Raw genomic sequence first — 16,899 nt, forward strand, 5'->3', positions numbered from 1 at the left:
TTTCATCCTTTCACTTACCCCCAATCTGTAAAATATGGAACCTTTAACTGTGCCTGGAACACTGGACTCTTTAAAGGCGATCGCAGAATATGTGATGGCAGCAGCAATGGTAGCAGGTTTGAATAAAAAAACCTCCTATAAACTGCGTTTGGCGGTTGATGAAATCGCTACAAACATCATTAATTACGGCTATCAGGCAGCAAATCGCCAAGGCATATTGATTTTAAAAGCCGATTTTGACGATCGCTCCTTGAGCATTACGATTAAAGATACTGGTGTTCCCTTCAATCCTACCCAGAAGTTAACTCCAAATGATTTGAACAAGTCGCTACAGCAACGACAGATTGGCGGTTTGGGAGTTTATCTAGCTCTGAAGAGCGTAGATCGGTTTATTTACCAACAAGACGAAAACCAAAATTGTAATATTTTAATTGTAAATCGTGACGACGGATTGGGAATTAGTTAAGTAAGTTCGTAGGAATATAAATTATAAAAAAACAACAATGAGTTTAACAAGATACAACAAGAGTTACAAGTTAATTTATTTTTATTTACATAGTTTTGTTTTTCGACACCGTTGCACTTAAAACTGAATGATTTTTGGACAAAAATCTTCCTACAACTTGCTAGCAAATATTTACAAACCTTTAAGTCCAATTTTTCCAGATTCTCTTTTCAGGTTACTTGTTACAAATGGTCACGAAGTTAGTAACTACAAAAAAATTTCATGTATTCTCAATATTCACAAGGTAGCGACCTTAAACAGCAAATATGTCAAAAACGGCCAAAAAAAGCATATATAGCAGTTGCCAGATAGGTTAGGACATCAACCGATCGTCAAACCCCGACACCAAAAACTTTTAAGCCTGTTGCCTATTAGCTGTTGCCTGTTATATCAAACCACCAACTAATAGGGTTGCTTGTAGAAGTAAAGACATCCCGCAACAGCAAACGTGTCTAAGTTAGTTTGGAGCTTATAGATGTTGGAGAAAATTAATACCCTCAATGATTTTCAGGCAACCTTAGCAGACCAAGCAGCACTGGAAACTGCGCTCCTGAACCATCCAGAAATTGAAGAGTGTCGGGTATTAATCCGAGAAACAGAAACCGCAGATATGTGGTTAGTAGCCTACGTAGTTGCATCAGGAAAATGTTCGTTGGCACAGCTAAATGCATATTTGCAGGTTCATTTGCCAAACACTATCCTGCCTCAATCCTACGTTTGGTTATCCAGATTGCCGCTTACTAGTGAGGGACTGATTGACGATCGCCGTCTAACTGATTTAGCCGTGATTGACATAGATTTGGTCGATCGCTGGGAATCGTCTTTGCGATCGCTCCCCTCGATCGACCAAGTCGCAGTTATCGTACAAGACCAGACAAAACAACTGCCACCATTACACGTTTGGGATTTGCTAGGGAATCCACAAGCAACAAAACTCAATTTTCAATTAGAGGATTCTGGAGAAAAACTAAAATCCGATGGCGTAAATCAACAATTTCAGCCTTCACAATCTCAGATTTCCCAGCCAAAAGCCAAAGCAATTAGTCATGGCGAACCTTTACAACTAGAAACAGACGCAACCACTAACTTAACGGAACTACTCCAAAGGGCAGCGTTACAAAGCTCAGAAGGAATTACTTACATCCAACCCGATGATACTCACCAAAACCAATCCTACGAAAATTTATTAAACGCAGCTCAACGGATTTTGGCGGGTTTAAGAAAATTAGGACTCGTACCTCAAAATAGAATTCTCTTTCAATTTGACCAACCTCAAGATTTCATTCCTGCCTTCTGGGGCTGTATTTTGGGCGGATTCATCCCAATTCCTTTATCCGTTCCTCAAAGTTACGATCGCTCTGATGGTTTCGTTAATAAATTAGCTCAAATCTGGGAAAGACTAGAACCAAGCTTAGTCCTGACTAGCGATCGATTAGCACCTGAACTGAGACGTTCCCTGACAGATTTGCCACTTGACAATTTGGCGATCGCTACCCTCAATGAGTTGCAATCTTACCATCCCGATCCTAACTGGTATGTTGCTGCCCCAGATGATTTGGCAGTGCTATTTTTAACTTCTGGCAGTACAGGTACGCCGAAAGCAGTTATGCAAAGCCATCGCAGTCTCATCTGTCGATCGGCTGCGAGTGTCCAAATGAACGGATTTACCCAAAAAGATGTTTCCTTAAACTGGATGCCACTCGATCACGTTGCCGGATTAGTGTATTTTCATATTCGGGATGTGTATGTGGGTTGTCAACAAATTCATGCCGTCACCGATTGGGTGTTGCAACAACCCCTGAAATGGCTTGATTGGATGTCTGATTATCGCGTGAGTGTCACCTTTGCACCGAATTTTGCGTATGGGCTAATCAATGCAGCCGAAGCAGAACTTTCTCAGGGGCATTGGGATTTATCATCAGTGCGATACATCTTGAACGGAGCAGAAGCTATTGTCGGCAAAACTGCGAGAAGATTTCTCGAATTGCTGACAGCGCACGGACTCCCGACTACGGCAATACATCCCGTTTGGGGAATGGCTGAAACTTGTTCGGGAGTGACTTACTCTCACAACTTTTCTGGAGAATCAACTACAGATGAAGATGCATTCGTAGAAGTTGGAGCGCCGATTCCCGGATTTTCTCTGCGGATAGTTGATGCTCAAGACCAGCTCGTTGAAGAAGAAGCCATCGGAAGGCTGCAAGTAAAAGGATTGACAGTAACATCAGGTTATTTTGGTCAACCAGAACTGAATTCAGAGGTTTTTACAGAAGATGGCTGGTTGAAGACGGGAGATTTAGCTTTCTTACGACAAGGACGTTTAACAATTACAGGCAGAGAGAAAGACGTTATTATCGTCAACGGACTGAATTACTATAGTCATGAAATCGAAGCAGTTGTTGAAGAAATTGCAGGTGTAGTTGTTTCCTACACTGCCGCAGTTGCAGTCCGCGATGGAGAAACTACAGAACAGCTAGCTATCTTTTTCCATACAGATGGCGCGGATGAAATCGAAATTGCAACGTTGATGCAAACCATTCGCCAAAAAGTTGTCCAACGTTGTAGGATCAATCCCAGCTATGTAATTCCAGTTGAAAAAGCTGCGATTCCAAAAACGCCCATTGGCAAGATCCAGCGATCGCAATTGGTTAAACGCTTTGAATCAGGTGAATTTAAATTTATCCTCCGTCAGTTTGATATCCTGAGTGGCAATGCCAACACAATCCCTGACTGGTTTTATCGCCGAATTTGGTGTGTTAAGCAGTTAAATCACAAACATCGGCAGCCAGTTAAACTTCCGACTCAGAAATTCCTCGTGTTTCTCAATGATTTAGGTTTAGGAAATTACCTGTGTACAGAACTCGAACGCAATCATCAATCTTATATCTGCGTTACAGCAGGTACAGATTTTATCAAATCTGAGCAAGGCGATCGCTTTACCATCAATCCCGAAAATCCCGATCACTATCGGCAGTTACTAGAGTCTTTGGCATCGAATATTCCCACTCAGATTTTGCATTTATGGACTTATAACGAGTCTGCGGGTCAAGTTTCTAGCCTAGAGTCACTAGAACGCGCCCAATACTTAGGGTTATATAGCATTCTATTTTTAGTGCAAGCCTTAGCAAATGCCAAGGAAAAACACCAACTACTAGATATAGATATTCAGTTACAAGTCATTTCTAACAACGTCCAGTTAACTAGCAGCGATGATGCGATCGCTTATGAAAAATCCACACTTATCGGATTGCTGAAAACAATTCCTTTAGAACTATCTTGGTTGCACTGTCGCCACCTTGACTTGGAAGTTGGGTCACTGGAAACAAATGCCAATTATATTTTAAGAGAACTAAATGTTACCAAAGGTGATAGTGAAATTGCTTATCGTCAAGGTCAACGGCTAATCTCGTCACTCGCCAAAGTCGATATGCTTGCTAGTCCAACCCAGGAAATACCAATTAAAGCAGGGCAGACTTATCTGGTAACAGGCGGATTGGGTGGAATTGGGGCTTCAGTTTGCCAATATTTACTTAAGCAATTTGGTGTGCGATTGCTGATTGTTGGCAGAACAAATTTGCCACCAGAAACAGAATGGTCGCAGCATCTCGATCGGAATACAGCGATCGCCAAGCGATTGAAAAATTATCAATCTCTCTTGGCGATAAGTAGTGATTTATTATACAAATCTGTTGATATCTGCGATTTAACTTGCTTGCAACAGGCTGTCACTGAGGCAGAGTTGAGATGGAATCAACCTCTGGCAGGAATTATTCATCTCGCAGGTGAAGGCGATCTCAAACACCACTGGACGGTGATGGAAAATCACTGGATAGCTGTGGCTACACTAGAAAGCTTTCGTACCATGCTACGTCCGAAAGTTCAGGGCACTTGGACACTTTTTCAACTGATTCAGAATCAGCCAGATGTGCTTTTCATCGGCTTTTCTTCTGTAAATAGTGTGTTTGGAGGAGCAACCTTTAGTGCCTATGCTGCTGCCAACAGTTTTTTAGATGGTTGTTGTCAGTATCAGCAATACCATTACCATCCTGATGCTTACTGCTTTAACTGGAGCCAGTGGGATGATGTTGGTATGAGCGAAGGAAACCCCATCCACAGCCGGGAAGCAGCTCATCGTTTGGGGTATCAGAGTATTACTCAAGAACAGGGTTGGCGTTCCTTACTGGCAGGTTTATCGCGTCATCAACCGCAGTTGATTGTCGGTTTAGATGGCAGTAATCCTCATATTCGTCGATATCTGAAGACAGAAGCCGATAACGTCGAGAAATTAACCGCTTATATTACCACTGTGGATGGTGCAGGGTTGGATGGTTGGGAGCAAATGAGAGTTAGCGATCGCTTTGGGACTCCGAGCCATTGTGAAATTGTACGGCTTGCAAAAATGCCCTTAACACAAACGGGTACCATAGACATTGCCAAAATTATTGGCAGCAATCAGAAGCACAACCAACCTTGGCAAGTCGTTTTGCCGCAAACTGATATTCAACGTCAGATAGCTCAAATATGGCAAGACGTACTCGGCATTTCTTCGGTGAGTATCGATCGCAACTTTTTTGAATTAGGTGGCAGTTCCCTCACCTTGGTTCGGGTTCACGATCGCTTACAAAAACAATTTGGGCAACATCTGTCACTGATTGACTTGTTCCAATATCCAACGATTCAGACGCTAGCAGAGTTTCTGAATCAAGCTCAAATGCCATTGCCGGAGCGATCGCAATTATCGCCATCCCATCACTTGGGTAAGATGAAAGATACCCAGCAATTAGAAATTGCCATCATCGGTATGTCTGGGCGTTTTCCAGGAGCCAAAACACTCGATGAATTCTGGCAAAATTGCTGTAATGGCGTGGAATCGATTTCATTCTTCAGCGATGAAGAACTGGAGTTAGCTGGAATCGATTCTTCATCTTTGAATGATGCCAATTATGTAAAAGCTAGTGGTATCTTATCTGACATAGATTTATTTGATGCCGCGTTTTTCGATATCTCGCCCAAAGAAGCTCAAATCCTCGACCCACAGCATCGGCTGTTTTTAGAGTGTGCTTGGGAAACACTCGAAAATGCTGGTTACGACCCTGCTACTTATACAGGATTAATCGGGGTTTATGCTGGCATGGGGATGAATCTTTATGCAGGTCGAACTTACTGGAATCACAATCTTTACCCAAATCGCGATCGCCTAGAACACGTTGATGACTCGCAACTAGCGATCGCCAATGGTACAGATTTTCTGCCCACGCGGGTTTCATACAAATTCAACTTGCAAGGGCCCAGCGTCAACGTGCAAACCGCTTGCTCGACTTCCTTAGTTGCAGTGCATCAAGCGTGTCGGAGTTTGATCCAGGGAGAATGCGATATGGCTCTGGCTGGCGCTGCTGCCATTGCCGTACCGCAAAAATCTGGTTATCGCTATCAGCCAGGGATGATTCTTTCACCCGACGGTCACTGTCGAGCATTTGATGCCAACTCTCAAGGAACCGTTGGCGGCAATGGCGTTGGCATTGTGATGTTGAAACGATTGGCAGATGCGATCGCCGATGGAGATAATATTTACGCCGTGATTAAGGGTTCTGCGATTAATAACGATGGCTCCCAAAAAATCAGCTATACGGCTCCCAGCGTTCAGAGACAGGCAGCAATGATTGCCCAAGCCCAAGCGATCGCAGATATCAATCCAGAAACTATTACTTACATCGAAACCCACGGAACCGGAACGACTCTCGGCGATCCGATTGAAATTGCAGCATTAACCCAGGCATTTCGTAGCAAAACACAGAAGCAACAATTTTGCGCCATCGGTTCTGTAAAGACTAACATCGGACATTTAGATACAGCTTCAGGCATAGCAGGATTGATTAAAACAGTTTTGGCACTCAAGCACGGATTGCTACCGCCTATCCTAAATTTTAAACATCCCAATCCCAAGATTGATTTTGCTAACAGTCCATTTTATGTAAATACAACTCTATCAGACTGGCAAACAGACCAAACGCCTCGGCGGGCTGGCGTCACTTCCTTGGGTGTTGGCGGTACGAATGTCCATGTGATTTTGGAGGAAACGCCCTCCGATTTTAGATTGCCGATTTTAGATTTTAGATTGGATGATGCTGATAATAATCCAAAATCGCTGTTGACGGTTTCGGCAAAAACTGAGACAGCGTTACGGGAATTAGCTCGGCGGTATGTGGGGTTTTTGGAGTCTCATTCAGAAGTATGTTTGAGGGATATTTGTTATACGAGTAATGTGGGGCGATCGCATTTTGATTATCGGCTGGCTTTGGTTGCTGATTCACCCGCACAATTGAGAAATCAACTCACAACATTTATTGCCGAAAATTCGCGCACTTGCTTTCAGGCTTCAGGGGTAGCTTTCCTATTCACTGGACAAGGTTCGCAATATATCGGCATGGGACGAGAACTTTACGAAACCCAACCTGTTTTCCGGCAAGCCATAGAACGTTGTGCCCAAATCCTGGACTCATTATTAGAGCAACCATTGCTAGAAGTGCTGTATCCATTAGGGGAAAGGGGAAAGGGGAAAGGGGAAAGGGAAAAAAACTTAGCGCCTCATCTTCTGGATGAGACGGGCTATACCCAACCTGTCTTATTCGCTTTGGAATATGCATTGTCCCAGCTATGGCAATCTTGGGGTATCAAGCCTAGTGTTGTGATGGGTCATAGTGTGGGCGAATATGTTGCCGCAACTGTTGCAGGTGTATTCAGTCTGGAAGATGGATTGAAACTCATTGCTGCACGGGGTAAATTGATGCAAGCACTACCGCAGACAGGGGCAATGGTAGCGGTATTTACTGATTTGGCACAAGTATGTGCGGTAATTGATTCATTGCCGGAGGTAACGATTGCTGCAATCAACGCACCAAGACAAATCACGATCTCTGGTGCGGCTGGGGCGATCGCATCGGCTGTGGCTATCTTAGAAGGCAGAGGAGTGCAAACCAAGTCACTGAAAGTTTCCCATGCTTTTCATTCGCCGTTGATGCAACCAATGGTGGCAGAGTTTCGGCAGATTGCCCAGCAAGTGAGCTACTGTACACCAAACCCGAATATTCGCTTCATTTCTAACATCACAGGGCAATTGGCAGGAGTGGAGATTAGCACGCCTGAATATTGGGTGCAGCATGTGTTGCAGCCAGTGCAATTTGCTAACAGTATTGTCAGCCTGTCAGCGTTAGGAAATTTGGCTTGTTTGGAAGTGGGCGCGCACCCAATTTTAGTAAGCATGGGTCGTCAGTGTATCCCAGAATCAGGACATCTGTGGCTGGCAAGTCTCAAATCGCAAGAATCAGATTGGCAGCAGATGTTGACCAGTTTAGCGGCGTTGTATGAGCAGGGAATATCGGTGAATTGGTATGAGTTTCATCGAGGATCTGAGCATCGGCGCGTGGCGTTGCCGAATTATCCCTTTGAGCGATCGCGTTTTTGGGTTGAACCAAACAAAGACAGTAGCCACAAAAATTTTCAAATTCCCTCTGCAAATCTCAAATCTTCTTATCCTCTGCTCGGTTCTAGATTGCACTTGGCAGACTCGAAAGAGATTCGTTTCCAGACGCAAATCAGTTCTAATTTCCCCGCTTTTTTAGCTGACCATCGCGTTTACGGCAAAGTAATCGTGCCAGGAACCGCCTATCTAGAGATGGTTTTAGGGGCAGCAGCTAAGGTTTTGAAATCCAAAAATTTAATTTTAGAAAATGTCTTATATAAACGGGCATTAATTCTATCAGAAAATGAAGTTAAGACGCTCCAGCTAATTCTTCAACCAACAGAGCAACAAGGATATTCCTTTGAAATTTTTAGTTGTGAATTAGATGAGGAAGATTCACCATCTTGGATGCTGCATGTTTCTGGAAATGTCACTGCATCCAATCTCAAACCATCGCTGGAACTTTCTGCAACGCACTGTTTCCCCAAGGAACTAGCTTCTCATAAGCAAGACGAACATTACCAACAGTTTCTTCAACGAGGAGTTGATTATGGTGCGAGTTTTCGGGGAGTTAAACAGTTGTGGTTGAATTCAGAAGTAGTAACAGGGGAAATTGAGTTACCCCAAAGATGCGTTTTAGAAACAGATATTTATCAGTTTCATCCAGCATTCTTGGATGCTTGTTTTCAGGTTTTACAAGCTAAATTCCCACAAGATAGTAGCAAAGAGGCTTATGTGCCGATCGCCATCAAGCGATTGCAAGTTTGCGATCGCCCCAGCAATCGACTATGGAGTTTTGCCAAAGTACATCCTAGCCAGAACAGTAACAAAACACTCATTAGCGATTTACAATTAGTTGCAGATGATGGTGAGATTATAGCGGTTGTTGAAGGTCTGCAACTTCAAAGGGTCGCTTCGGGAACATTGACAGTTTCTCCTCAAGTTCCGCCAGATTGGTTGTATCAAATCGAGTGGCGACCTCAAGCCCGAATGGGGCGATCGCTCTCACCGGATTACTTGCTCAATCCCAAGGACATCAGCCAAAACCTGATTCCTCAATTGGCCGAACTTTTAACAACAACCTCATCAAACGAGGAATTTTTACCCCAACTTGAAGCCCTCAGTGTGTCTTATGTAATCAGTGCCTTACAACAACTAGGATGGGACTTTCAACTCGGATTGCAGTTTTCCTTTACAGAAATAGCAGAACAGTTGGGGGTGATTAGCCAGTATCACCAACTGCTACATCGGTTTCTGGATATTTTGACTGAAGCAGGGTGGCTTAGACCTCTTGATTGTGCTAACGGCAGACATCACTGGGAAGTAATTAGCGCCCTCGATCGCCAAACGCCGCAACCAGAGCGATTGTTAGCCCGATTCCCTACCGGAGATACTGAGATCGCCCTAGTAGAACGCTGTGGTGCCAGCTTACCAGAGGTACTTCAGGGAAAACTTGACCCGCTACAATTACTATTTCCCAATGGTGATTTTACCCTGCTGACGCAACTGTATCAAGATGCCCCCGCTGCTAGAGTGATGAATACATTGGTGCAAAAGGCAGTTTCCGCGGCACTGCTGCGAGTACCACAAAAAAGCAAGATCCGCTTGCTAGAAATTGGAGCGGGAACTGGCAGCACAACCGCTTACATTCTACCGCAATTGAATAATTATCAAGCTGAATACACCTTCACAGACATTTCACCGCTGTTTGCAGCCAAAGCACGGGAGAAGTTTCGGGATTACCCATTTGTCCGCTATCAATCTTTAGATATCAGCCGAGATCCAGCGACTCAAGGCTTGGAAGGGCAACAATACGATGTGATTCTGGCAGCCAATGTCCTGCACGCGACACCAGATTTACAACAAACATTGGCCCACGTCCACAGCTTATTAGCACCAGGCGGAATTATGGTGATGTTAGAAGTCACCGATCGCCATTGTTGGCTGGATCTGAGCTTCGGTTTGACGCCAGGTTGGTGGTTGTTTGCCGATCGCTGGTTGCGACCGAATTACCCGCTCTTAAGTAGTGCCGAGTGGCAAGATGTGTTGCAAGCGAATGGATTTACGTCGGCGGTGGCGATCGCACCTAAAAACAAAATCATCGGTTCCCTGGCTCAGGCTGCGATCGTTGCCCAAAAAGGAAGCGAGAGCCATATACCACAAAACTGGCTAATTTTAGCAGATAGTCAAGGTATCAGTCAGAAACTTGCTCGACGGTTTCAAGAACGAGGAGATACCTGTACTCTAGTTTTTCCCGGACAGGAATACGAACTGTTGAGCAAGTTCGAGTTCAGGATTAATCCTCAGAAACCGGAAGATTTTCAGCGGTTGGTTTCGCACATACTTAGCAAGCGATCGCGTCTCTCAGGGGCAGTACATTTGTGGAGCCTAGAGAGTGGAGAAACTGCACCAACCTTAACCGTCGAAGATTTGCAAGCAGCAACCCGTATTGGCTGTGGCAGTACTCTGTACTTGGTGCAAGCGCTAGTTAAAAAGATGGGTATAACGCCACCTCAGTTATGGGTAATAACTAAAGGAGCAGTTGCCGATAAAGCTGGATTAGTTCAATCGCCCCTATGGGGAATGGGGAAGGCGATCGTCAAAGAACACCCAGAATTACAGCTTCGCTTGATAGATTTAGACCTCCAAGAAAATTATCGGCTAACTCAAAACCCTCTTGATGCACTATTTGCAGAGTTGACATCACCAGATCGAGAGAACCAAATTGCATTCCGTAATGGGATGCGTCAGGTGGCAAGACTGGTTCCTTACCGTAACTCTCATAATCGAGCAGATATCCCCATCCATTCAGATAGTACCTACTTAATTACTGGTGGATTAGGGGGACTGGGACTGCTAATTGCCCATTGGTTAGTAGAACGTGGGGCAAAGCACTTAGTTCTCATGGGACGCAAAGGGACAAGCGAACACAGCGATCGCCAGATTCAGCAGCTTCAGGCACAAGGTGTATCGGTGATGGTAATGCAAGCTGACGTGTCTGTGCAGTCACAAGTGGCGGAGGTATTGGCAGAAATTGGCCGCAGCCACCCGCCTCTACGCGGCATTATCCATGCAGCCGGAGTTTTGAATGACGGAGTTTTACTCCAGCAAACTTGGGAGCGCTTTCATCAAGTCATGGCACCGAAAGTACAAGGTGCTTGGAATCTGCACGCATTAACCCAAACCTTACCGCTCGATTTCTTCATCTTGTTTTCTTCGGCTGCTTCTGTTTTAGGTTCTGCCGGTCAAGCTAACCACTGCGCTGCTAATGCCTTTTTAGACGCTCTAGCACATTATCGTCATCAATTGGGATTACCCGGATTGAGTATTAACTGGGGAGCTTGGGCTGAAATTGGTGCAGCCGCCGAGCGTCAGTTCGGTAAGCAACTCCAACATCAGGGAATGGAAATGATATCGCCATCCCAAGGTTTACAGGCTTTGGAGCAGAGCTTTTTTTGGGAGGTTGCTCAAGTAGGTGTGATGCCGCTCAATTGGCTGACATTTATGCAGCAATTCTCACCGGGGAATTGTCCGGCATATTTGGCAGAGTTTTCTCAACTGGCGGTTACTCAATCGACATCACCACCGCCGATGGAAATTCAGCAGCAATTGCAAACTCATGACTTTGGCGATCGCTTGCAGATTTTAACCATTTATCTGAAAGAAAAGATTGCCAAAGTGTTGGGTTGTTCTGTGGATCGAGTGGATGCTAATCAAGCATTGAGCAAAGCCGGACTAGATTCTTTGATGGCGATCGAAATCCGCAATCGCATCATCACAGAACTGGGAATTGACCTTTCTTTAGAAAAGTTTGTTGAAGGTTCCAGCATCAACCAACTAGCAGACCTGCTATTGAAACAACTAGCTTTACAGGGACTAAACGAAAATTCGGCAACTGAAATCACTGAGGATGTAGAGGAAATAATCCTATGAACCTAAATGCCCTTTTAGCCGAACTTTCAGACCGGGGAGTGAAATTATTAGTTGATGGAGAACAACTCCGCATTCAAGCACCTAAAGGAGTTATCACTCCCGATCTCCGAAATGCTTTAGCTAACAATAAAGTAGAGCTAATCCGGTTACTACATCAGAACAAAATCGGCGCTGCTTCCATTCCTTTGGTTCCGCTTTCACAAACGCAAAACGTGCCGGTATCCTTCCAGCAGGAACGCCTGTGGATTTTGGCCCAGTTAGCTGCTGTAGAATCTGCTCATAATATTGCTCAAGCCTTGCGGCTGAATGGCGATTTAGATTTAAACTGCCTAGAAAAAAGTCTTAATGAAATTTTCCGTCGCCACGATGTCTTTGGGACAACATTTGGGGTATGGGAAGGTAATCCCGTGCAAAATATCACTGCACCAGAACTGTTTAAATTATCTGTTTTAAATCTCGAGCATTTAGATGCAACCGAACAATTAAAAACTTTCTGGCAAATTGCCGATGAAGCAGCCGAAACTCCCTTTGATTTGGCGATCGCTCCTTTATGGCGGATTAAACTCATTCGCTTAAATGCACGCGAGCATATTCTCTTGCTCGTCATTCATCACATTATCAGCGATATGATCTCAATGGGTTTATGGATTCGAGAACTGGCGACAGTCTACAGTCATTTCTACAAGGGACAGCCTTCTCCACTGCTAGAACCTGCGATCCAATATCGAGATTTTGCCGTATGGCAGCGCCAGTGGCTCAACAATGATGCCCTCAAAAGCGAACTAGCTTACTGGAAACAGCAACTAGAGGGGGCATCATTTGAATTAAAATTACCCATTGACCATCCCCGACCGCCACTCCAGAATTTCCAGGGCCGGCGAAAGTTTTTTAAACTCGATCCTCTTCTGTGGGCTGCAATCAAACAACGAAGTCACGAACAAATGGGAATTACTTCCTTTATGACTTTCGTAGCAGCGTTTAAGGCTTTGATTTATTTGTGTTCTCAGCAAGAAGACATTTTAATTGGCTTTACCGCTTCTGGTCGAGTTCATCCGCAAGTGGAATCTTTGATTGGTTTTTTTGGCTATCCTTTGTTGCTGCGTACAGATTTGTCTGGCAATCCCACTTTTACCGAAGTACTTAGCCGAGTGCGATCGGTGTTGTTATCTGCTTATGCTCACCAAAATGTCCCCTTTGGTAAAGTCGTTGAAGTCATGGGGTCGAGTCGGGTTGCCCAAGATACTCCCTTTTTTCAAACATTTCGCACCGGATTAAGCTATGTCAACAGCCAACTACCGAGCGACTTGACAAATTTACCCAATCTGACGTTTTCATTGATTGATGAGGGAATTTGGGGACCGACTGATTTAGATTTATATACTTATATTTACGAAGTTGGAGCGGATTTGCAAATAGGAATTGCATATAACACCGACATATTTGAAAGTGAAACAATCGACGCTTTTGGTAACGCTTTATTTCAAATTTTAGCACAATGGGTTGAATCAAAAGATATTCGCCTCAATGAATTGAAACTACCAACAGACCTGGAGAGAAAAGCCAGATTAGCTAGGAGCCGATATCAAAAGCAAAAGTTAGCGATCGCAGCTACTTTTACCGCCGATTCGGTTGCAGATTCTCTAAATTTTTGGATGCAGCAACTCAATTTACCTTCAGAAATTACCTTTGCTCCCTATAACCAGGTTTTCCAACAACTGCTGACTCCTGATAGTCTGTTATCGCAAAATGAAACGGGAGTCAATATTGTTCTAGTGCGGTTAGAAGATTGGGTTAAGTCGCAGGATTTACAAGAGTTATCTAGTAACGAACAAAAGAATGCTATTGAGCGCAATACTCAGGATTTAGTTATAGCGTTACGTCAATCTTGCGAACAAAGTAAAATTCCCCATTTGCTTTGTTTGTTGCCAAGTAATTCAATAATTGCTGATGCAAAAATGGAAAAATTTTTGCAACAAATTGAAGCAAAGTTATTAACAGAAATTGCCGATATTAGTGGAGTGCATATTATTAATTATCAGGAGTTAGCAACAGGCTACCCAGTAACTAACTTCTATGATGCTTATAGCGATGAAATTGGACATATTCCATTTACGCCAGCATTTTTTACAGCATTAGGAACAATGTTGGCGAGGAAAATTCACTGCCTACATAGACCGCCTTATAAAGTAATTGTCTTAGACTGCGATCAAACCTTATGGCAAGGTGTTTGTGGTGAGGATGGAGTTGAGGGTATTGTCATAGATTCATTCTATCAAGCATTGCAAGAATTTATGATTCAGCAGTGCGATCGCGGGATGTTGCTATGTCTGTGCAGCAAAAATAATCAAGCAGATGTCTTTGCTGTATTAGACCAACGCTCCGATATGCTGCTAAAGCGTCACCATTTGGCGGCTTGGCAAATTAATTGGCAAACTAAATCAGAAAACTTGAAATTGCTGTCTCAAGAACTAGGGCTGAGTTTAGATAGCTTCATCTTTATTGATGACAATCCCATCGAATGCGCACAAGTCCGCTATCACTGTCCAGAAGTTTTAACCCTGCAATTGCCCACAAATGCTACTGAAATTCCCGAATTCCTGGCTCATATCTGGGCATTCGATCGTCTCAAGATCACTGTAGAGGATCGACAGCGAACGATTGTTTACCAGCAAAATCGCCAACGTCAGCAAGCGGCAAACGAATCTCTCACGTTGCGAGATTTCCTCAATAGCCTCAATCTGCAAGTGGATATTATGGAAATGCAGCCCTCCCAGGTAGATCGTGTTGCTCAACTAACGCAGCGAACAAATCAATTTAATACCACCACCTTACGCAGAACGTCGGCTGAAATCAAAACCTTTTGCCTGTTAGATACTCATACTTGCTATGTTGTGGATGTAAAAGACCGCTTTGGTAATTATGGTTTGGTGGGTATGATGATGGTACAGGCCACAGCATCAGCCCTGGTGGTAGATACTTTATTACTCAGTTGTCGAGTGTTGGGCAGAGGAGTTGAATATCAAATGCTCAACTTCCTGGGTAAAATTGCCCTGGCACGCGGACTCAAGCAGATCGATATTATTTACAAACCCAGTTCCAAAAACCAGCCTATTGGCGATTTTCTCGAACAGTTGACAGCCATTGCCAAGGAACCTTTAGCAGAAAGCTATTGCTATAAGTTATCAGCAGATGTTTGTCGGGCGATCGCTATTGCTTCTGAACGATTAGACAAAGAAGCAATACATTCGGCATCTGAAGGGAATTTAACCCCAAGCGATCGGGCAATACCCCAACAATCCGCTAATTACACCACCTTATTCCAAAAAATTGCTTCAGATTGGCATACACCAGAGCAGATTCTCCAGCACATGGAGGAGTCTCAAGTTCAATACCAACAACAGCATCAGACATTTGTTGCACCCCGCACCGAAACCGAGAAACACTTAGCTGACCTGTGGCAAAATTTACTTCACAAATCCCCACTCAGCATCTACGATAACTTCTTCGACTTGGGAGGCAATTCTTTGTTGGCAGTGCAACTGCTGTCTCGGTTGCGAGAAAGCTTCCAAGTGACTATACCCATTCATCAATTATTAGAAGTCCCAACAATTGCGGGAGTGGCTCAAGTAATTGAAGCGATCGCTCAGACAGGAATGGCTGCCAATTTAGCGATCGATTTGGCAGCAGAAGCTGTCTTAGATCCGGCAATTCGTCCAACTACACCATTCAAGTTTATCGCTCAACCCCAGGCGATTTTCTTAACTGGAGCAACCGGTTTTCTCGGTACGTATTTAGTAGACGAACTCCTGCAACAGACCACAGCTAATATTTATTGCTTAGTGCGAGCGCAGGATGTAAAACAGGGCATCCAACGTATCCAAAGCCATTTACAAGCATACGGATTTTGGCAAGAACAGTTTCGCTCCCGGATCGTTCCAGTCATTGGTGATTTGGCGTTACCCAACTTAGGTCTGAACGAGTCACAATTCCATCAACTTAGCGAGGAAATTGATGTCATCTATCACAATGGTGCTGTGGTCAATTTTCTTTATCCCTACGCCAAACTCAAAGCAGCCAATGTTTTGGGAACTCAGGCGATTTTGCGTCTAGGCGCTCAAACGAAAGTCAAACCCGTGCATTTTGTTTCGACGCTGGGCATTTTTTCGGCTCCTGCTTATGCAAACGCTAACTCCATTCCAGAATCCGATGAATTGGCAGAATTTCAAGGGTTGCAAGGGGGTTATTTACAAAGTAAATGGGTGGCAGAAAAGCTGGTCATGCAAGCACGCGATCGCGGACTTCCTGTATGTATCTACAGACCTGGTGCAATTTCTGGACACAGCCAAACGGGAATCGCCAATGTGGATGACTTCTTTTGCAGCCTAACAAAAGGCTGTATCGAACTAGGTATGGTGCCGGATTTGGAATTCCCCCTCGATCTGACCCCAGTTGATTATGGTAGCAGAGCGATCGTCCACCTCTCTCAAAACCCTGACTCCTTCGGCAAGGCATTTCACCTTATTTCTCCTGATTGTCTGTCTTGGCATAATTGGTGTGAGTTAGTTGGGTCTTTGGGCTATTCGCTAGAGCAAGTTTCTTACCATGAGTGGTATGCTAAATTGCTACACAATGCGAAATACAATATTCCAAATGCTTTACATGCTTTTTTGCCATTGTTAGACGAACAATTATTAAAGAACGTACAGCTACCTGCGTTTGATTGCCAAAATACATTGACTGGACTTGCTGACACCAATATTATTTATCCAACTATAAACACCGAATTACTCAATATCTACTTTGCCTACTTCAAGAAAAGTGGATTTTTCAGCGGAGTTTAGCTTTCTTTTGCCACCTTATAACTGGACTTTAGACTAAAAAAGAGCGATCGTGTTTTTAGCAGCTAGTGGAAAAAATAAAAGGATGCCTGTAATAACAAGCACCCCGTAACGGAAGATGAAAAAAGCACAACCAATTTTCATCTACCCCGTTATGGATGTTT

Annotated in this window: 3 protein-coding genes; all 3 read left to right on the forward strand. The window is 44.1% G+C overall.

What is annotated here, in order from left to right; all coding sequences use genetic code 11:
* Positions 1–34: 34 nt before the first annotated feature.
* Positions 35–466, forward strand: coding sequence for an ATP-binding protein (locus tag RMY32_RS03505; protein ID WP_322712355.1), 432 nt, complete (start codon positions 35–37; stop codon positions 464–466).
* 514 nt (positions 467–980) lie between these two features.
* Positions 981–11,897 (forward strand): SDR family NAD(P)-dependent oxidoreductase, encoded by a 10,917-nt coding sequence (locus RMY32_RS03510; RefSeq protein ID WP_322712357.1) that lies wholly within the window; start codon positions 981–983, stop codon positions 11,895–11,897.
* Complete coding sequence (locus tag RMY32_RS03515) at positions 11,894–16,738, forward strand: thioester reductase domain-containing protein (RefSeq protein WP_322712359.1); 4,845 nt, start codon at positions 11,894–11,896, stop codon at positions 16,736–16,738. Before RMY32_RS03510 ends, RMY32_RS03515 begins: the two co-directional genes overlap by 4 nt.
* Positions 16,739–16,899 lie beyond the last annotated feature (161 nt).

This window comes from Nostoc sp. ChiSLP03a (assembly GCF_034531215.2).
In the GTDB taxonomy this organism is placed as follows: domain Bacteria; phylum Cyanobacteriota; class Cyanobacteriia; order Cyanobacteriales; family Nostocaceae; genus Nostoc.

Coding starts and splice junctions, on each gene's coding strand:
- RMY32_RS03505 (WP_322712355.1), top strand. CDS start 35: ATGGAACCTTTAACTGTGCCTGGAACACTGGACTCTTTAAAGGCGATC.
- RMY32_RS03510 (WP_322712357.1), top strand. CDS start 981: ATGTTGGAGAAAATTAATACCCTCAATGATTTTCAGGCAACCTTAGCA.
- RMY32_RS03515 (WP_322712359.1), top strand. CDS start 11,894: ATGAACCTAAATGCCCTTTTAGCCGAACTTTCAGACCGGGGAGTGAAA.